Below are 17,994 nucleotides of genomic sequence, written 5' to 3'. Positions count from 1 at the left end.
CATACTTTAAATTTAGTCGTATATTAAGATACAGCTCATATTTTTTGAGTTTTCATGGTTATTAGTTTTTTATCCTCCTTTATTGGGGGATTTTTTATATAAAAATGCCTCCCATAATTGAGAGGCAGCATGATTAAGTAGTCGATAATTCGAGCTATCGATCAATCAAATTTAATAAGATAATGGGAATCTTGGATATGATCTGACTCATAAACATTGCTACACAAAATTTGTATATTTAAATGTGTTTAGAATTTTTAACAAAAACACTTTTTTATCCTCGGAGAAATCCGGGGATTTTTTTTATTTAAAATATTATATTTGAATTCTCATTTTCTATAAAATGAGTTAGTAATTAATTTATCCTCGGATTGCTCCGGGGATTTTCCTTTTCTCACCATCGTGAAAACGCATATTTATAAATACTATTAATCCTGAAAAAAATAACATTGTTATGAATTGTAACATTTATTATTTTGTAATTGTTATAAAATGTATCAATTTTGAAGCATGAAATTACGAGGAACTATCAGGGAAGAAACCCACCCTTCAAAAAACACTATGATAGTTGAATTTGAAGGCGATAAGAAAAAACAGTATTTTGAAGTGAAATGCTCTTTTAATCCGCATCTTCATAGGCTTAGGAAATGGGATATTGTAGATATGTGGATTAAATGGGAATCAGAAGTATTCGAGGATCCAAAAACGGGAGAGAAGTCATACTTTACGCATTTAATTTGCGATAAAGCAATTGAGTTTGTGACTAATTATGGGAAAAGATAAAAGGAAAAAGGCGTATCGTTTTAGACACGCCTTAATTTTAATATTCTTCAAGTTTTATTTTGCTTGCTTCCTCAAATCGAATTGAGTTAATGTGGTTGGCGTATAATTCAGTAGTTTTTTCTTTTGAATGTCCGAATATTTCAGATATTGTTTTTAGGTCCATTCCTGCTTTTAATTTATCGTTTGCGCCCTTATGTTTGAAGGAATAGCATTTTACATTAATTCCCAAGCCGTCAATAATATATTCTTTCCATTTTCTGGTAGCAGTATCTCTCTTGATACTATACGGATTTGGGCAAAAATATTCATGCTTAAAGAACCTGCACCCATATGGTTTAGGTCTTCCTATTAGGTAATAGTCTTTATTGCTAAGATTCAGTTTTTTCAAGAGTGATAATACCGGCTCAAAAATAGGAACATATCTATAAGAATTATCTTTTGCATCTTCTGAAGCAATTCTTATTATTTTATGTTCAATATTTACATCACCACATTTAAGCAAGAGTATTTCTTTAGGTCTTATCCCTAAATAATATTCGATACTATAGAATATGTAAAAATTGTAGTCTGTTTCCCGTAAATGCTTAGATATTTTTTATGCTGCTTGTCAGTAGCCAAGATGTAGCCTTCTGTTTTTTCCTCTTTCTTTGGTCGAATATCCCGTACTATATTGAACTTTATATATTCCCATTCTACAAGTTCTGAAAACAATGATTTAATATATCCCAGATTCTTATTATATTCTTTCCCGGTCCAGTTTCTTTCTTGCTGAATATCGTCCATTATAGACTTAACGTGATACCTCTCTACATCTGAAATATTAACATTAGTAAATTTTAGTTTTACAGCAGCTGATTTGAAAAAGTTAACAGCGCAGTTGTAATTCCCTTGAGAACCTTTAGACAGATCAGCTTTCTTTTTTTTCAGGGCAAAATCCAAAGCATCACAAATTTTTACTACTTCCGTTTTCTTTTTTAAAGATGGGTTTAGATCAATTCCAGATTTTAATTTTAATTCAAGAGTTGATTTGAGGATTTCAGCGGCAAACATGCGCTCACTGTAATCATTTGATGAATTAAGACCTTTTGATATTTTCTTGATGATTTTTTGAGTCTCTGTATTGTAAACATAGACATACCAACGGTATTTCATATCCGTTGATGAAGAGATTCGGACTTCTAAATTTTTCATTTCACAAATATTTTGATTTGTGAACACTTGAGGGAGTATGAGAAAAATTTACTTATTTTTACTAAAAGTGTTATCTACAGTTTGTAAAATACTGATAAATAACACTTTATGAAAATTGCAGAGAGGAAGGGATTCGAACCCTCGATACAGTTACCCGTATACTACCTTTCCAGGGTAGCTCCTTCAACCACTCGGACACCTCTCTTTTTGAGATTGCAAAAATAGTGTATTTTCTGGAATATCCAAATTATTCTTACAAATTAATCTGTAATTTCTCCACAAAGACTTCTGGTGAAGTTATCGGCAAAGCTTCCGGAGTAACTTGGATTATCAATTAAGTGCATGGCTTTGGTAATCGCTGTTTCCGCTGTCATATCTCTTCCGCTGATTGCTCCGATTCTGGAGAAAATATTACTGTTTTCATACTTTCCGAATGAGATACCTCCTGAAATACACTGGCTTACCACCACAATTTCAGTTCCGTTATCTCTGATTTCCTGAAGCGTTTCCTGAGTTTTTGCACTGCTGAAAATAGTTCCCGAACCAAAAACCTGAAGAATAAGAACCTTCATTTTAGGAATTTCCCTGAAGTGGCTCAAATGCATGCCCGGAAAAATTCTCCAGAATAAAATATCTTCGGAAATATGTTCATCCACGTGAAACTCTACCTCAGGATCACAACGGAACAGGTTGTCTTTAATAATATTCAAATGAACTCCAGACTGTCCCAAAATAGGGTAATTCGGACTTGAATAGGCATCAAAATACTCAGCAGAATATTTCAACGTTCTGTTTCCTCTTAATAATTTATACTCAAAGTAAATGGCAACCTCCTGAATGACTGCTTCATCATTTTCATAAAGGCTGGCGTAATAAAGGCTGGTCAGAAGATTTTCCTTGGCATCCGTTCTCAGATCACCAATCGGAAGCTGAGATCCTGTCATGATGACAGGCTTTCTTAATCCTTTTAGCATGAAACTTAGTGCTGAAGCGGTATAAGACATCGTGTCTGTTCCGTGAAGGATCAGAAAACCGTCGTATTCATCATAATTTTTTTGAATATAATTAGCGATCACTCTCCATTCTTCAGGTCCCATATCCGAGGAATCCAATGGTTTAGCGAAAGGATGTACAAAGACTTCGCATTCCATAAGCCTCATTTCAGGCATCTTTTCGAATATATTTCCAAAATCAAAGGCACGGAGACTTCCGGTTTCATAATCTTTTTCCATTCCGATGGTTCCACCGGTATAGATGAGCAGGACTTTTCGCTTCATGTACTAATTTATTAAGAATTGGCCCCCGATTAGGGTTCATAGGTCAAAATTACGTTAATTTGCAAAGATTTGAAAATGAATGAAACGCTTATCATGAAATTTTATAAAAATAAAATGAAAATGACTGATGTTTCATAGGGCTATTGAAAAAAATAACTAAATGCGGATGAAAGATTTAGCGCAAACCTTTGAATATTTAAAACAGTTTTTAACTGAAGAAAGACTCGAGAAAATTGAACATTTTTCTCAGGAAAGTTCAGACTTTGTCCTTCCGGTGGTGGAAGATATCTATCAGTTTAGAAATGCAGCAGCCATTGTGCGTTCTGTGGAAGCCTGTGGTTTCCATAAAGTAGTGGCTTTGCAGGAAGAATACAGTTTTGAACCCAATCTTCGTGTAACAAAAGGAGCTGATACCTGGGTTGAGGTAGAAAAACTTCCCCGAAATATGGAATCTTTCCAGAATATTAAAGACCGGGGATATAAAATAGTGGTTGTTTCGCTGGAAAAGAACGCTAAAATGTTACCTGAGTATGAAATAACAGAACCCATTGCTTTGGTTTTTGGAACTGAAATGGAAGGCGTTTCCCAGGAGATTTTAGATTTTGCCGATGAAACACTGGCCATCCCGATGTATGGCTTTACAAGAAGCTTCAATGTTTCTGTAGCGGCTTCCATTTGTATGTACGAACTGAAACAAAAGCTGATAAAGTCTGGGATTGATTATAAACTGAATGAAGAAAAACTTTTAAGGATGCAAATCCTTTGGGCAGTGAATTCAATAAGAAGCGGTCAGCAGATTTTTGAAAAATACCTGAAAGAGAATAATATTGACTGGAAATAAGGAGTCAAAAATAAAAACGAGAAGGTTTAGTGTCTTCTCGTTTTGTATTTATATCATATTGTAATAATTCCAGGCTGCAACAAAAACGCCAGCTGTTTCTGTTCTGAGTCTCTGATTTCCGAGAGATACTGCTTTTATCTTATTTTCTGCCAGAAATGCAATCTCCTTTTCGGAAAAATCGCCTTCAGGGCCTATTAAAAATGTAAGCTGCTGCAGTTGAGGAATGTTTTTAAGATCAATTCTTTCCAGATTTTCATGGCAGTGTGCTACAAAAGTATGTTCCGGATCAATATTTTTCAGAAAATCACCTAGCTTTAGAGCTTCATTGATCAACGGAAAATGAAATCTCAGGCTTTGCTTGGATGCTGCGATCGCTTGTTTCCTGATTTTATCGATGTTGATGTTTTTACGCTCCGTTTTTTCAGTGATAATAATGCTTATTTCTGAGATACCCATTTCCACTGCTTTTTCCACAAAGAATTCGATTCTGTCAATATTCTTGGTAGGGGCAATCGCAATATGAAGTTTTGGATTGAATTCCGGCAGATTTTCTTTGATCTCAGAAACTTCAATTCCGGCTTTCTTGCCTTCTATTATAAGTTTTCCGGAAGCAAGTTTTCCTTTTCCATCCGTCACATGAATATCTTCTCCATCTCTCATGCGAAGAACTTTTACGATATGCTGCTGTTCTTCGTCGTTGATTAAAACTTTATTTCCGTTGATGTCTCCGTAGAATAGTTTCATATATCCTGGTTTATAAATGCTACTCCTGTTTTGATGGTTGTATATATGTCTGTATCACATTCCCGGTAAGAACACATGTATATTTCTTCTATCCATACATTATTAATGAAAATCAGATTTAAATATTCCTGTTTTCTCAAATTATTTTTGATGGATAAATAATCTCCTTCTTTTGGAGTATAGGGAAAACTAAAAAGATGTTCAGAATTAATTAATTTTAAAACTTCTTCTTTGATATCCTGAATATATCCTGTCTCAGAACTTTCTCCGTTAAACTCTGAAAAAGTTTCTGAGCCCTCATGTCTTCCTGTGATAGTTTCCAATACCCAGTAATATTTTGAGTTCTTTTTAGAATGTGTTCCCAGTACTTTTTCTTCTAAGAGTATTTTCATAAATCGTATTTTGCGGTTGCGGAAGTTCTTAAGTCTGTAAATTCTCCTCGCTCAAACTTCAGTTTTGCCACCATAGCGATCATGGCTGCATTGTCTGTTGTATATTCAAATTTTGGAATATAAATACTCCATCCCAGTCTTTCTTTATTGTCTTCCATTGCTTTTCTAAGTGCAGAATTAGCAGATACACCTCCTGCAATAGCCACCTGATTTACATTGAGATCTTTGGCTGCTTTTTCAAGCTTATTCATCAGAATTTCAATAATTGCTTTTTGCACGGAAGCACAAAGGTCATTAAGATTTTCCTTAATGAAATCCGGATTTTTTCTGACTTCTTTCTGAATGAAATACAGCACGGAAGTTTTAATACCGCTGAAAGAATAATCGTAGTTTTCCAGCTTCGGTTTGTTGAATGTAAAAGCATCAGGATTTCCTTCTTTGGCCAATCTGTCGATGATGGGTCCTGCAGGGTAATCAAGGTCAAAAATCTTTCCGATTTTATCAAAAGCTTCTCCCGCTGCATCATCAATGGTTTTCCCGATGATTTCCATGTCAAAATAGTCTTTTACCAATACAATCATAGTATGTCCGCCGCTTACGGTAAGGCATAAAAACGGAAAAGTAGGCGGCACAGGATTTGCATCTTCGATGAAATGGGCCAGAATGTGGGCTTGAAGGTGATTTACTTCAATTAAAGGTACATTCAGGCTCATAGCCAAAGACTTAGCAAATGATGTTCCTACAAGAAGAGATCCTAAAAGTCCCGGTCCGCGAGTAAATCCTATAGCAGAGATAGCATTTTGTTGTATATTTGCTTTAGAAAAAGATTTTTCAACAACGGGGATAATATTTTGCTGATGGGCTCGTGAAGCCAATTCAGGGACAACGCCGCCATATTCTTTGTGGATGGCCTGGTTCGCGGCAATGTTTGAAAGAATAGAATTTCCCTTGATGATAGCTGCTGAGGTGTCGTCACAGGACGATTCAATACCTAAAATTATAGAGTCGCTCATAATAATGGCAAAGTTAGAGAATAATAACGAGAATGAGAATAAAAAATCAGTAGCTGAAAACCTAGGGGATCAGGTACAGAAAACTGTTGAAAATGTAGAGGGAAAAGTACGGGAAACAGTGAAGGAAGCATCAGAGCTTGCTTCGGATGCTATACACCATCCTGTGGAAACAGCTGAAGAATTTGGAAAACAAGCTGTAAAGGATGTTACCAGCTATACATGGTGGGCAAAACTTCTCTTGATTCTCTTTTGGCTGGGAATTTTCCTTGTAGGCGGAGTCCTTATTGCCATCAATCTTCCGGTAACTAAAAAATGGGCAGCTGATCAGGCGCTCAAGCTTGTAAATAATGATTTTAAATCGGATTTTTCTACAGAAAGTGTAGATGTAAATTACTTCGGTGATGTCACCATAAAAGGGTTAAAAGTAAAAGACTATAAAGGATTTAATTTTATTACAGCCCGTGAGTTTCGCGCAGATTCAGACTGGATATCTCTGGCAGTAAATGCCATCTCAGGAAGCAGCAATTCTCTAAGTTTTAACTCTCTGGCTCTTGTGAATGCCGATGTAAAGGTGATTACTTATAAAGGCGACAGTATATCCAATTTTGTCAGGTTTGTAGAACTCTTTGACAACGGGAAGAAAAGAGATCCCAAGAAACCTCCTTTTCAACTTAATTCCAGAATTCAGATCATTGATTCTAAAGTTTCCATTGTTAATGAAAACTCTCCCGGAGAACAGGGAAAATGGCTTACTGCAACAAAATTCAACTTAAAAGCTCCGAACGTAAAAGTTAACGGTCCGAATGTTTCGGCGTTAATCAATAATATGTCATTTGTAACTTCAAGATGGGGGAAATCTCATTTTGTAGATACTTTTTCAACAGAACTGTCTCTAACGAAGCAGTTTTTGTCATTAAAAGACCTTACCCTGAATACAGATCATACCTTACTTCAGGGAGATATCAAATTTAATCTTCACGACGGATCCTGGGCAGATTTTGCAGACAAGGTACGCTGGGATATGAATATTCAGCAGGGAAGCCAGCTAAGCGGATATGACATCAGTTATTTTGTTACCAACTGGGATAATATCAAACCTTTCAATCTTTCAGGGGTTATGACTGGTCCTTTGAATAAATTTCATCTGGAAAATTTTCTGATCAGAAATCCTGACGTCAATATTGCTACCAAAACGATGAAGGTAGACAATCTGCTTAAAGGTCATTTTGCTATTGAAACAAAAGAGCTTTCCACAGATTTTACCTACAAGGATTTAAAAGCAATGATGCCTTCATTCATCTCCAAAAAGATGAAGAACTTTGCAGATGATTTCGGAAAACTGAAATACAATGGAACGGCTAAAGTGAATCCTGATCAGATTTATGTGGATAATGGTAATTTAATGACAGGAATCGGGCAGGCGAAAATTTCGAAACTTACCCTGACAGGCTACAGCACTGCAATGCCAAAATATTCCGGTTATCTTGATGTAAAAGATCTCAATACCTCAGTCATCACTAAGAATAAATCGGTAGGCTTAATTTCTGGTAAATTTGATCTTAACGGGCAAAGTTTTGATGTCAATACCATGCGTCTGACCACGAAATCTCAGATTGCAAGTATTGAAATTATGGATAAAACGATCAATAATCTGTATCTGGATGGTTTATTGGATCATAAAAAATATAACGGACTCATCACTGTTAATGATGAACAGGCAAAAGCTACAGTCAAAGGATTGATCGATTTCAGTACTCCGAGGATTGCTATGGATGTTAATGCGGACGTCACTTATCTGAATATGAACTACTTTACCAATAAGCCAGGGACTCAGGTGGTAAGTGGTCAGGTTGACGGAAAAATGGCCATGTCTTCTATCAACGATCTTACTTTAGATGTGAATGCCAATAACCTTCACTTTGCTTCAGCTACTCAAAAATATAATATTCCGAATGCCAAGTTAAAAACGTTTATTGAAGCAGGTGGTCGTGTTATTGATGTAGATGCTCCGGGAGCTGCTACAGGTAAAATTTCAGGAAAATACAGTCTTGCAGACCTTGCAGGTATGGTAGAAAATGGAGTTGGAAAAATATTAGTGGGTCCGCCGCCAAGAAAATTATACCGGGGACAGAATTTTGCGCTGAAGTTTGATGTTCAGCAAGGATTGATCAATTATTTCTTACCCGAATTGAGATTGCCACAAGGAGCTCTTGTAGAAGGGGAGTATGATGGAAACTCAAACAATCTGATTCTGAATCTTGATGCAGCCTCTTTAAAATATATTATGACTAAGGAGGAAGAGATTACAGACGCTGATCAGGCGCTGGCATCTTCAAATCCTGATTATAAAATTAATGACAATAAGAATCTCAGCAGAGATAGTGCGATGGTAGATAGTGTTAAAGTTAGAATTAACACGGGAGACCTTAACCAGCAATTGTACGCTAAGATCAACAGAGTCATTTATAATAAAAATGTGATCAAAGATTTTGAGCTTAAAGGGAATAATGAAAACGGAAATACACTTCATTTAGCCACTGTATTTAAGCATGGAAGTCCTGATGATGAGATTAATGAAAAGCTTAAGGAATACGCCATCAATGTGGATCAGTCTACCGATGCAGCCGGAGATTATGTATTCAGGTTTGAACCTACCGAGGTAAAATTCAATGAAGTTACATGGGCAATAGATACAAGCCCCGAATTGGATCACTCCATTACCTACAGAAAGAAAACAGGAGATTTTGATATCAGAAATCTGAGAGTTTATTCCGATAAAAGTGCTTTGTTTATTAAGGAAGCCCAGTTTAAGTCAGCAAAAGACTTTTATGTAGATGCAGACATCAACGATTTTGCGGTAGAGAAGCTTCTTGAAATGCAGTCCGGAGGAAATACTATGGATATTAAAGGTCTTGCTAACGGAAGCGTTAAGATCAAAATGGATAAAAGTACTCTTCAGCCGCTGGTTGATCTTAACATTGATGATATTAAGATGAATGGCAATGATATGGGAGATATCTCTATTTCTGCCACCAATGGATTCTCACTGAATGTGTATGATATTGATGTAAAAGTTCACTCTGCCGGAGTACTTGGAAACAACAGCCTTAACCTTACAGGAACCGTTAATAATAATACTTCTTCGCCGATTATTGATCTTACAGCAGAAATGCGTGATTTTGACCTGGCATTTACGCAGCAGTTTGTGCAGACTATTTTTGGAAACCTTCGTGGAAAAGCAACAGGAGATCTTAAAATCAATGGAAAGCTTAACAACCTTGATTATAGTGGAGATATTGCTTTAAAAGATTTTGGATTAAAGCTTCTGTTTACCGGAGTAGATTATGCATTTGATGATACCGTAATTCAGCTTACCAAAGGGCTTGCTATCCTCAATAATATTGAAGTACACGACGGAAGAACCAATTCCAAAGGGAATATTTCCGGGGCGATTCAGTTTGAAACCCTTTCTTCAATGGGGGTATCTCTCGTAATGAGAGCAGATAATCTATTGATGCTGAATACCACACAGAAAGATTTTGACCTGTTCTGGGGAAGAGTTTACGGACAGGGAGATCTGTACGTGGACGGACCGGTTTCAGGATTAAGCATAACAACTCCTAATATGAAGGCACTCAATGGAAGTACCTTTACCTTTAATTCCAGCTCCACTTCCAATGTAGAGGAATTTAAAATGCTAAGATTCCTGAAAGAAGGAAAAGACGGTCTGATCACACTGGAAGAAAAGAAAAAAACAGGAGCCAACATGAATATTGATTTCAACCTGGCTGTAGATAAAGGAACTACTGTAAACGTACTCGTAGGAGACGATGTGGGAAATATTACCGTAAAAGGATCTGCTGATCCATTGAGGTTTCATATGAACAGACAGGGGAATATTGCCATGAGCGGTACCTATAAAGTAGATAACGGAACATTTGTCTCTAAAGCCATTCTTAATAAAACATTCCAGATTGAAAGAAACAGTAGTATCAGATGGGATGGGGATGCTATGAAACCTGCGTTGGATATTAATGCCAATTATATAAGAATGGTTTCCAATGCAGGAGAATATCTTAGTATGGGGAAACTACAGCCTATAAGTATTTTGCTGCAAGCCCATATTACCCAGTCGTTGGTAGACCCTCAGATTGATCTTAATGTGACTGCAATGGACGTATCCAGCCAGGTAAGAGAAACCCTTGCCGCGAAAATGAGCCAGGAAGGAGAGAAGGTTCTTCAGTTCGGATCTGTATTGTTATTGAGTACCTTTAACGTATCCAACACTGGTGGATTCGATGTAAATGTAGGAAATGTAGCGGAATCCTCAGGATATAATATACTTCTGAAGCAGTTGGGATCTGTTCTTAATACAATGAGTAACGAATTTCAGATTGACCTTAATTATGTGAAAGGAGATCAGAATTCGAATTATGGAGACAGAGCCAATGCGGGAGTAAGTGTAGCCCTTTCCCCGAGAGTTAATATCAAGACCGGTTTGGGTATTCCGTTATCAAAAACAGATGGAGCCCAAAACAATTACCTTTCTACGGAAGGGTCAGTAGAGTACGATTTATCTAAGAAGAATGACGGCTCATTGGTTATACGTGCTTATTCCAAGCCTACAAACATCGGAATGGTGAGTACAAACGGTTCTGCTAATCAAGCCTATGGCGGAGGGGTAGTGTGGAGTAAAAGCTTCAATTCTTTGTTTAAAAAGAAGAAAAAAGACAAAAAAACTCCAGATGCAAAAGGTGAAATAAAAACAGATTCTATAAAATCGCAAGGTAAATAATTAGAATATTTTAATGATTTTTATCATCTGTGTTAATTATTGTTAATATTTGATATATATTTTTTAGTTAAATTATTTTTCGTAAATTTGCAAAAAATACATAGATTTTTTAAAGAAATTGTAATTTAACTAATATGAACTATCAACTGGACGAAATAGACAAGAAGATTCTTGATTTCTTAGTAGAAAACACAAGAATGCCTTTTACTGAAATTGCAAAGCAGATGGATGTTTCTGCTGGAACAATTCACGTAAGAGTGAAAAAGATGGAAGATGCAGGTATTATTTTGGGATCATCTCTTAACATCGATTATGGTAAGCTTGATTATCACTTTACAGCTTTCATAGGTATCCTTTTGACAAAATCAAACCGTACTCAGGAAGTATTGAAAGAATTGTCAACAATCCCTAACGTAATCGAGGCTAGCGTTATTTCAGGAAAATATAATATTTTCTGTAAAGTAAGAGCTAAGAATACTGATGATGCTAAAAGAATTATTTACCAGATTGACGACATTCAGGATGTAATGAGAACTGAAAGTATGATCTCTATGGAGGAATTCTTAAGTGACAAAAACAGACTGATCAACGCAATCTCTGTGTAAGTCAAATTTTAAACGAATAATTATAAAAGAACTTATGAAATCTCTCATAAGTTCTTTATTTTTGTAGGTATGGAAGAATACAGCTATTTTGACGAAGACCCAAAGAAAGGATGGGGATTCATTCTGGCATTTGCTGCCTTGATGTTGTTTACTATAATGGGGCTTGGTATCGATGTAGATGAATATCTGCAGCATGAATATCTTCAGATTCCGAGGTGGTACTTCTATGTGATTTTTTCTATTGATGTACTGATGATGATTGGGCTGGTACTGATGTTCTTTTACAGGAAAGTAGGAATCTTTATGTTTCCGGCGTTACTGGTGCTGCATTTCTTTATGCATAATTATTATCTGTCTACATTTTTGTATACGGATGTTACCAATCTTTTCCTGTTTACGGGGTTCGGAATGCTTGCCATTATCCCGAAATGGAAGTTTTTTAAATAAAGTTTCAAATACAATAAAATAACAAACCGCTTTTAAATTTAATTTAGAAGCGGTTTTCAATTATAACAAGGTTTATGAAAAAAATTATCTGAATTCCAGGGAATTAAAAATTTCTTGTTTTAAAGGATTTTTGGACCAGTCCTCCCACACACCCGTATAAGGATTATAGCCACATTTCAAAGGTTTTGATATATTCAGACCTTCTTTGCTTTTTAGAGTGTTTTCAGTGTATGCCCTGCAGTCTGTGCAGACATAACGGAACTCACAATCTTTACATATCTCAATTTGGTCTTTGGTAAGATCCCAGTATTTTCTAAAATCAGGTTGATTGAGGGCTTCTTCAAGGCTTTGTTTTTGGATGTTTCCAAAGCTTTCATTCATCAGTGGACAGTTTTTAATATTACCTTTTCTATCAATGCCTATCTTTTTATGCAGGCAGGAATTGTGGTTAACTGCTTCCGTCACTTTAGTAATGTTAGTATTGAAGTACTTCAGTTCCACTTTTCCACACGCAGATATTTTCAGATCATCTTTCAGGAAATGCAGCGAGAAACGGTATTCATCTTTAGCTTTGAAAGGAGGTTTTGAACAATTGTAAAGAATGAGACTGTAAATTCTGACCGTGTTTTTTTGAAGAGCCTGCATAAAAGATAGGTTCATTTTCTGATGAAACGGGGAGAAAATCTCTATTCCTGATAAAACTGAGGTTTTAAAAATTTCATCAATTTCTATACAGTCTTTTAAGGTTAAGGATTTCAAACTGTAAATAACCAAATATTTAACTCCAAGATTTTCTATGGATGGATATATTTTCTTTAAGATCCCGAGATCTTCCATTTCGATAAAAAGATCTGTTATAGCATTGGGTTCATGATAGTCGTAAGAGAGAGAAGGAAAATTTCTGTCCCAGCCATTTTCAGTAACAAATCCGTATTCTTTTTCCAATAGAAGATTGATATAGTTCTCAACTATTTCTTTGGATTCTTCATCATAACTTATCATTGTATCTTCGATAGATTTGTTTTTCAGCTCTTGTATAATTTCAAACAACTCCAGAGGATATAGTTCAGATACATTTCTCTGTAGATCTGAAATGAGAATTCTGATGGATCCTTTGGTGACGAGGATGTTTGAGAATAAATTGAAGTATTTCATAGTAACCGGTTCAATGATTTGATAGGTCTTTCTCTTATATAATAATTGGTCTGATATTTTTTGCATTCTAAAACATAGACGACATCATTAGTTTTTTTAGGTTTCTGATCATTGAAGGATTCTATATGTTTGAAGGTAAGCGGAAGCTTGTTTTTTTCTTTAACTTTAATTTTCATAAGTAATCTGCTATTTTTTTGTCCAACGAATAGTTACAGGTATGAGACAATCCCAGAAACTGGCCAATGGTATTAACTTCTAAAAAGTAAAACTTGCCATCTTTTCCTTTTAAAAAATCAAGTGATCCACAATTAAGGTCCAATGCCTGCATCAGAAGTTTAATTTTTTCTTCAATGCAAGAGGAAAGATTGTAGGGAACATTTCTATTAGGTTTTTCTAGATTATATTTTCTGAAATCAGTTTTGGTCCGTTCATCATTTTGAGAAAAAATAGCCATCGAGTAGCATTTTCCGTTGAGATAAAATGTTCTGATTTCAAATTCTTTTTCAATCTTATCCTGAAAGAATGTAATGAAGAACTTTGCTTTCTCTCTTTTGTGTACCGTTGAGGTATACATAATACCATTTAAATCTTTATCAATGTCATCCAAAATAGGATTTCCACCAATGGTTTTTACAATAGTCTTATCCAGGGAAACCTGATCCGTATTATCTGCCAGATAATATTCTGGAATTTCTAAACCTATTTTTTTTGCTTCTTCCAATACCAGGAGTTTATTAATATCACTATTACTTGCTTTGTTGATATGTTTTTTGGACTCCAGTATTGTTCTTACATAATCTTCCAGCCAATGCTGTACTTCATTCATATGAGCATTTACTGAAAGGTTTTCATACTTTAAGCGTTTGATTTTTAATCTGCCTCTTCTGTACCATACGCTTGTGATCTCATCCAGAAAAAAAGAACTTCTGCTACTCCTTAACAGTAATTTTTTGTTCTCCACTGCAATTTCAAAAATTTCATCTTCATGAATACGGACGAATTCCTTTTCCATTTCAAGAAGCCATTCTATAATTTTATTAGTGGTTCTTTCATTGTTGTTGGAAATAATAAGAATCATATTGTCATTTTTTTTGAACCTTAGATATACGTTTTAAAGCAGGCAAGCCTATTTTTTTCCTATTACGGTTTACTTTCATAGTATCAATAATAGCACTATAACTTGGATAAGAGCCATAAGGCATTTCTACTTTATCTATTTGTAGATTGTGACGGTCTACCATATTGGCATAGTCTTTTGGAATACAGTCTCCGGATTTTATATATTCCAGCATTTTTGCTTTGAAATAAGGATATTCTTTTTCACCTATCATGTGACTGAACAAGGGATGCATAGGCATAAACACACCGCCATTTCCTATAAGACCAATTTTTTGTACTGAAGGATAGCCGTAGTTTTCAAAGGTCCATTTCAACAGTTGTGCATTGATTCTGTCATTTTTTTCCATGAGCTGTGGATTTCTCCTGCCTTCCGCCTGATCACGGACAAAAGCAATGCTGAAAGAATCTACCAGGCGCTTATTCAAACCTTTCTTCCAGTCTGCAATTCTCTGTTTTACCTCGGTGCTATCTATACCATACTTTTTAAATAATCCGAAATAACTTCCATATGACCCTTCGTAAGGAGCAATCAGAGGGATAAGTTTGTATAGACTTTTCTTCCCACCGAAATTCTTTTGATGTTGATCTGCCAGTTTAACATAAGTCTCATATTCTTTGACACGCTCCTGATTTTTTGGAGTGTATTTTTTGAATAATTTCTTATACTGCTTTATTGCTTTTTCGGGTTGGTTAGCAATCCGGTAAAGACTATCAATTTCATTCACTCTGTTATAATAAACAATGTAATCCTTGCTTTTGCAGGAAAAAATAAAGAAAAGAATAATGAGAAGGAATATTAAAGTTGAATTTCGTTTCATTAGGTGATCAGTATTTATTGGATTAATGATACTCTTATTGGTAAAAGGGAGGAATTATTTTCCTCCCTAGACAATATATTAACACTTTTATTGATCTTAGCAGATTTCTAAAGTTGAATCAAGGGTGTGGTCAATCCACGTTTCTTTGTCATAACATTCTCCTTTGTTAGTGGCAACATAGTTGATAGCAGTTTCTCCACCTTTAATAGTCTGTAGATTTTTCATTTTTTTGTTTTCCAAAGAAGAGAAGTCTCTCTTCATTCCATTTAATTTTTTCATGTGTGTAATTTTTAATTGTTTTTATATGAATCATTTGTGTCAAATAAACCCTGACCTGGGTGAATAATTCTTCCTATTTATCATGCACTGTACACTTACATTTTAAATTTGAAGAATATATTTCATCAACGTTGATGGGATAAAACTATAAATATTTAGATCACTTTATGGGGATAAAATGTGTAAATGATTTGTATTTTACTTGATACACAAATGCAAATTTTACTCGGAATGGTAGTTGTATTTTGGTGAAATATTTGAAATTCGAAAAAGTATAAATTGCATGCCAGCCATAAAAAGAAAATTACAGGCTTTAACAGTAGGTTGTATGGTAATATTTTCTATTGTACAATATCGGAAAACAGATGATTTTAGCGCGATAATAAGATGCTGAGTCACTTATTTTGACCACAATTTGTATGCTTCTGGTGATTTGTTTGTTTTAAAATGACATTTTTTAATCCGAAAACGAGGTAAACATATTATCAATTTTTGCAGAAAACCCTGGGTTTTTAAAATTTGAATCCGTGCAAAGGAACCTGAGATATAAAAATAAAGCTTTTCAACATGAGGTTAAAAAGCTTTTAATTTGAAATAGAAATAAATATGGGGCGTTTACTCAGAGAATACTCCCTGGAAAAAAGATTCTAAAGCAGTATTTTCATCCAGCCCGAACTTCTTTTTCAGGCGGTATTTGGTCATTCTTACACTCTTGGGCTCTACATTGAGGAGGTTGGCAATCTGTTTTGTATCCATTCCCAGATAAATATAGGCGCAGTATTTCAGATCCAGAGCAGTAAGTTTTTGCTGGGCTTTTTCACTGATGTTTTTAAAGAAATCCGGATGCAGTTCCTGAATAGTAAATCTGATTTTTTCAAAATCATTGTCAACCCGATTTTCTCCCTTTACCACCTGATGAATATTAATATCCGTATCGGAAAGCTGGGTCTGAAGCTGCTGCAGAACCTCATTCTTATGCTGAATATGAAGCTGGCTGGCCAGTACCTCACTTTGAAGTTTTTGCTGCTGAAGCGTAAGAAGTTCCTGTTCTGCCCTTAATCTTGCCTGCTCTTGCTCCTGAAGTTTTACCTGCATTTCTGCTTCATGCTTTTCTGTATCAAGTTTATTTTCTCTTTCTATAGAATACCGCAGTTTAAAATGATAAGAACGGAACATAAAGAAGGCGCCAGTTAATCCTATGATTCCCAATATAATATAAAGGAGTTTCTCTTTTTTCAGAATGGCTGTTTTCTCAGTGAGAGATCTGAGTTCAGATTCTTTTTTCTGAGACTGGTATTGAGCTTCCAATCTTTTTGCGGTTTCAGCTTGCCCTTCATCAAAGAGAAGATTGCTGTATTCTGTTAACTTTGATTCATATTCATAAGCTTTCTGATATTTCTTTTGTTTTGCATACAGCTGGGCAAGATCTTTCACCACATTGATCATAACATGGTAATAAACCGGTTGCTGGGTAAGCAGAATCTGTTCCGCTTTCAAAAGATAATGCTCTGATAAAGTATCATTATGATCCCGTGATGCGAGATTGCTCAAAACACCAAGTGCACCTGCCTGCATACTCTGATTAAGGGTCGTATGCTGCGTAAGGGTCAGGATTTCGTGGGCGTTATTGTGAATTTCCTCACGGATTTCAGGAGTCATAACCGGATAGCTCAGATAATAGTTGGTGAGATTCAGTAAGGCCATTGCATGTACATGGGCTGAGACATGACCGGGAAATTGATGGTACAGGCCAACAGCTTTCTTACACATCTCTATGACGGGTTTCAGATCTTTTGAGTTTCCACTTTTCTCATATTGAAAGGAGTAGCAGACAGCCAGCGCCGAATAGGTAGAGCTGAGTAAATTTTTGTTTCCTGCCTTTTCGGCAAGTTCTATGGATTTTTTGGCATATCTGGTGGCATTTTCAGCATCGTTCCATTCTGTATAGATTCCGTAGAGAAGATAATTGAGCTTAGCATTTAATAAGATTTCAGAAGGTTGTTTTTCAACGATGGGAAGGACTTTCTGAACAAGCCTGATTGTATTTTCAAGTTCGCCAAGTGCATTTCTGTAGTAGATATTCAGATAAGTGGCATATAGTTCCGCAGTTTTATTTTGACTCTTTTGAACAATTGCATTCGCAGCATCCAGAATAGGAGGAATCTTATCATATTCAGACTGATTAAGCTTAATGACTCCTTTTTGACTGAGAGCTTTTACTTCTTCAGCATAATCATTTTCTTTTTTAGCAAGATCAAGTTGCTGCTGAACATATTTTTCAGCTGTAGGATATTGATCGCTAACTCTGTAATATTCGGTAAGTTCATTGTAAATTCTGAATTTTTCTGCAGTAGAAATATGATCTCCTCTCAATTGGTTTTTAAGGCCATCAATAAATGCATTCTGTGCGGGATATAATGTGCAGATAAAAAGTATACAGTATAAGAGTAAGTACTTTAATTTCATAAGGTGAAAGTACAAAATTTGTAGACATCTGTCAATTTCCTGTCTGAAAAACTAGAGCTATGTATTGTT

17 protein-coding genes and 1 tRNA gene are annotated in these 17,994 nt (G+C 35.5%); 5 read left to right on the top strand and 13 right to left on the bottom strand.

Annotation, left to right across the window (positions count from 1 at the left end):
- The first annotated feature begins 510 nt into the window (after positions 1–510).
- Complete coding sequence (locus KBP46_RS09850) at positions 511–783, top strand: hypothetical protein (RefSeq protein WP_216445238.1); 273 nt, start codon at positions 511–513, stop codon at positions 781–783.
- 37 nt (positions 784–820) lie between these two features.
- On the opposite strand, the gene KBP46_RS09845 is transcribed toward KBP46_RS09850, so the two are convergent.
- From KBP46_RS09845 to KBP46_RS09830, 4 genes are all read right to left on the bottom strand, one after another.
- Positions 821–1,291, bottom strand: a complete 471-nt coding sequence (locus KBP46_RS09845; RefSeq protein WP_301285855.1) for a site-specific integrase — start codon at positions 1,289–1,291, stop codon at positions 821–823.
- A 17-nt stretch (positions 1,292–1,308) separates the two neighbouring features.
- Positions 1,309–1,974 carry a hypothetical protein gene (locus KBP46_RS09840; RefSeq protein WP_216445237.1) on the bottom strand — a complete coding sequence of 222 codons (666 nt, stop codon included), beginning with the start codon at positions 1,972–1,974 and terminating at the stop codon, positions 1,309–1,311.
- A 118-nt stretch (positions 1,975–2,092) separates the two neighbouring features.
- A tRNA-Ser gene (locus tag KBP46_RS09835) sits at positions 2,093–2,179 on the bottom strand.
- Positions 2,180–2,234: 55 nt separating this feature from the next.
- Positions 2,235–3,251 (bottom strand): asparaginase, encoded by a 1,017-nt coding sequence (locus tag KBP46_RS09830; protein ID WP_062675438.1) that lies wholly within the window; start codon positions 3,249–3,251, stop codon positions 2,235–2,237.
- 166 nt (positions 3,252–3,417) lie between these two features.
- Here KBP46_RS09830 and KBP46_RS09825 point away from each other — a divergent pair, with 166 nt between their 5' ends.
- A complete protein-coding gene (locus tag KBP46_RS09825) occupies positions 3,418–4,092 on the top strand; it encodes an RNA methyltransferase (protein ID WP_228411962.1) in 675 nt (224 codons plus the stop codon).
- 48 nt (positions 4,093–4,140) lie between these two features.
- Here the strand turns inward: KBP46_RS09825 and KBP46_RS09820 are convergent, their stop codons facing one another.
- From KBP46_RS09820 to tsaD, 3 genes are read right to left on the bottom strand one after another with little or no spacing between them, the layout of a single operon-like run.
- Entirely contained in the window at positions 4,141–4,836 is a 696-nt protein-coding gene (locus tag KBP46_RS09820; protein WP_062675436.1) for a 16S rRNA (uracil(1498)-N(3))-methyltransferase, read from the bottom strand.
- Complete coding sequence (locus tag KBP46_RS09815) at positions 4,833–5,228, bottom strand: hypothetical protein (RefSeq protein WP_062675435.1); 396 nt, start codon at positions 5,226–5,228, stop codon at positions 4,833–4,835. The genes KBP46_RS09820 and KBP46_RS09815 overlap by 4 nt, the downstream gene beginning before the upstream one ends.
- Entirely contained in the window at positions 5,225–6,241 is a 1,017-nt protein-coding gene (gene tsaD, locus KBP46_RS09810; protein WP_216445236.1) for a tRNA (adenosine(37)-N6)-threonylcarbamoyltransferase complex transferase subunit TsaD, read from the bottom strand. The genes KBP46_RS09815 and tsaD overlap by 4 nt, the downstream gene beginning before the upstream one ends.
- Positions 6,242–6,245: 4 nt before the next feature.
- Here tsaD and KBP46_RS09805 point away from each other — a divergent pair, with 4 nt between their 5' ends.
- The 3 genes from KBP46_RS09805 (at position 6,246) to KBP46_RS09795 (ending at position 12,088) form a co-directional block, all read left to right on the top strand.
- The gene (locus tag KBP46_RS09805) at positions 6,246–11,036 is read left to right on the top strand and encodes a translocation/assembly module TamB (RefSeq protein ID WP_123278879.1); all 4,791 of its coding nucleotides are present in this window, start codon (positions 6,246–6,248) and stop codon (positions 11,034–11,036) included.
- Positions 11,037–11,170: 134 nt separating this feature from the next.
- A complete protein-coding gene (locus KBP46_RS09800; RefSeq protein WP_002984446.1) occupies positions 11,171–11,641 on the top strand; it encodes an Lrp/AsnC family transcriptional regulator in 471 nt (156 codons plus the stop codon).
- A 69-nt stretch (positions 11,642–11,710) separates the two neighbouring features.
- Entirely contained in the window at positions 11,711–12,088 is a 378-nt protein-coding gene (locus tag KBP46_RS09795; protein ID WP_062675432.1) for a hypothetical protein, read from the top strand.
- An 84-nt stretch (positions 12,089–12,172) separates the two neighbouring features.
- Here the strand turns inward: KBP46_RS09795 and gwsS are convergent, their stop codons facing one another.
- From gwsS to KBP46_RS09765, 6 genes are all read right to left on the bottom strand, one after another.
- Positions 12,173–13,243 (bottom strand): grasp-with-spasm system SPASM domain peptide maturase, encoded by a 1,071-nt coding sequence (gene gwsS, locus KBP46_RS09790; RefSeq protein WP_216445235.1) that lies wholly within the window; start codon positions 13,241–13,243, stop codon positions 12,173–12,175.
- Positions 13,240–13,419, bottom strand: a complete 180-nt coding sequence (locus KBP46_RS09785) for a hypothetical protein (RefSeq protein WP_062675430.1) — start codon at positions 13,417–13,419, stop codon at positions 13,240–13,242. The genes gwsS and KBP46_RS09785 overlap by 4 nt, the downstream gene beginning before the upstream one ends.
- On the bottom strand, positions 13,416–14,321 hold the full coding sequence (gwsG, locus tag KBP46_RS09780) for a grasp-with-spasm system ATP-grasp peptide maturase (protein ID WP_216445234.1): 906 nt from the start codon (positions 14,319–14,321) through the stop codon (positions 13,416–13,418). Before gwsG ends, KBP46_RS09785 begins: the two co-directional genes overlap by 4 nt.
- Positions 14,322–14,325: 4 nt before the next feature.
- Positions 14,326–15,180, bottom strand: coding sequence for a hypothetical protein (locus KBP46_RS09775; RefSeq protein ID WP_216445233.1), 855 nt, complete (start codon positions 15,178–15,180; stop codon positions 14,326–14,328).
- A gap of 96 nt (positions 15,181–15,276) precedes the next feature.
- On the bottom strand, positions 15,277–15,459 hold the full coding sequence (locus tag KBP46_RS09770; RefSeq protein ID WP_062675427.1) for a TIGR04139 family peptide modification target: 183 nt from the start codon (positions 15,457–15,459) through the stop codon (positions 15,277–15,279).
- 615 nt (positions 15,460–16,074) lie between these two features.
- Complete coding sequence (locus KBP46_RS09765) at positions 16,075–17,925, bottom strand: hypothetical protein (RefSeq protein WP_216445232.1); 1,851 nt, start codon at positions 17,923–17,925, stop codon at positions 16,075–16,077.
- Positions 17,926–17,994: the final 69 nt, after the last annotated feature.

Source organism: Chryseobacterium sp. PCH239, from assembly GCF_018924625.1.
Classification (GTDB): Bacteria; Bacteroidota; Bacteroidia; order Flavobacteriales; family Weeksellaceae; genus Chryseobacterium; species Chryseobacterium cucumeris.
This window is presented reverse-complemented; position numbering and strand designations above follow the sequence as displayed.

Coding starts and splice junctions, on each gene's coding strand:
- KBP46_RS09850 (WP_216445238.1), top strand. CDS start 511: ATGAAATTACGAGGAACTATCAGGGAAGAAACCCACCCTTCAAAAAAC.
- KBP46_RS09840 (WP_216445237.1), bottom strand. CDS start 1,974: ATGAAAAATTTAGAAGTCCGAATCTCTTCATCAACGGATATGAAATAC.
- KBP46_RS09830 (WP_062675438.1), bottom strand. CDS start 3,251: ATGAAGCGAAAAGTCCTGCTCATCTATACCGGTGGAACCATCGGAATG.
- KBP46_RS09825 (WP_228411962.1), top strand. CDS start 3,418: ATGAAAGATTTAGCGCAAACCTTTGAATATTTAAAACAGTTTTTAACT.
- KBP46_RS09820 (WP_062675436.1), bottom strand. CDS start 4,836: ATGAAACTATTCTACGGAGACATCAACGGAAATAAAGTTTTAATCAAC.
- KBP46_RS09815 (WP_062675435.1), bottom strand. CDS start 5,228: ATGAAAATACTCTTAGAAGAAAAAGTACTGGGAACACATTCTAAAAAG.
- tsaD (WP_216445236.1), bottom strand. CDS start 6,241: ATGAGCGACTCTATAATTTTAGGTATTGAATCGTCCTGTGACGACACC.
- KBP46_RS09805 (WP_123278879.1), top strand. CDS start 6,246: ATGGCAAAGTTAGAGAATAATAACGAGAATGAGAATAAAAAATCAGTA.
- KBP46_RS09800 (WP_002984446.1), top strand. CDS start 11,171: ATGAACTATCAACTGGACGAAATAGACAAGAAGATTCTTGATTTCTTA.
- KBP46_RS09795 (WP_062675432.1), top strand. CDS start 11,711: ATGGAAGAATACAGCTATTTTGACGAAGACCCAAAGAAAGGATGGGGA.
- gwsS (WP_216445235.1), bottom strand. CDS start 13,243: ATGAAATACTTCAATTTATTCTCAAACATCCTCGTCACCAAAGGATCC.
- KBP46_RS09785 (WP_062675430.1), bottom strand. CDS start 13,419: ATGAAAATTAAAGTTAAAGAAAAAAACAAGCTTCCGCTTACCTTCAAA.
- gwsG (WP_216445234.1), bottom strand. CDS start 14,321: ATGATTCTTATTATTTCCAACAACAATGAAAGAACCACTAATAAAATT.
- KBP46_RS09775 (WP_216445233.1), bottom strand. CDS start 15,180: ATGAAACGAAATTCAACTTTAATATTCCTTCTCATTATTCTTTTCTTT.
- KBP46_RS09770 (WP_062675427.1), bottom strand. CDS start 15,459: ATGAAAAAATTAAATGGAATGAAGAGAGACTTCTCTTCTTTGGAAAAC.
- KBP46_RS09765 (WP_216445232.1), bottom strand. CDS start 17,925: ATGAAATTAAAGTACTTACTCTTATACTGTATACTTTTTATCTGCACA.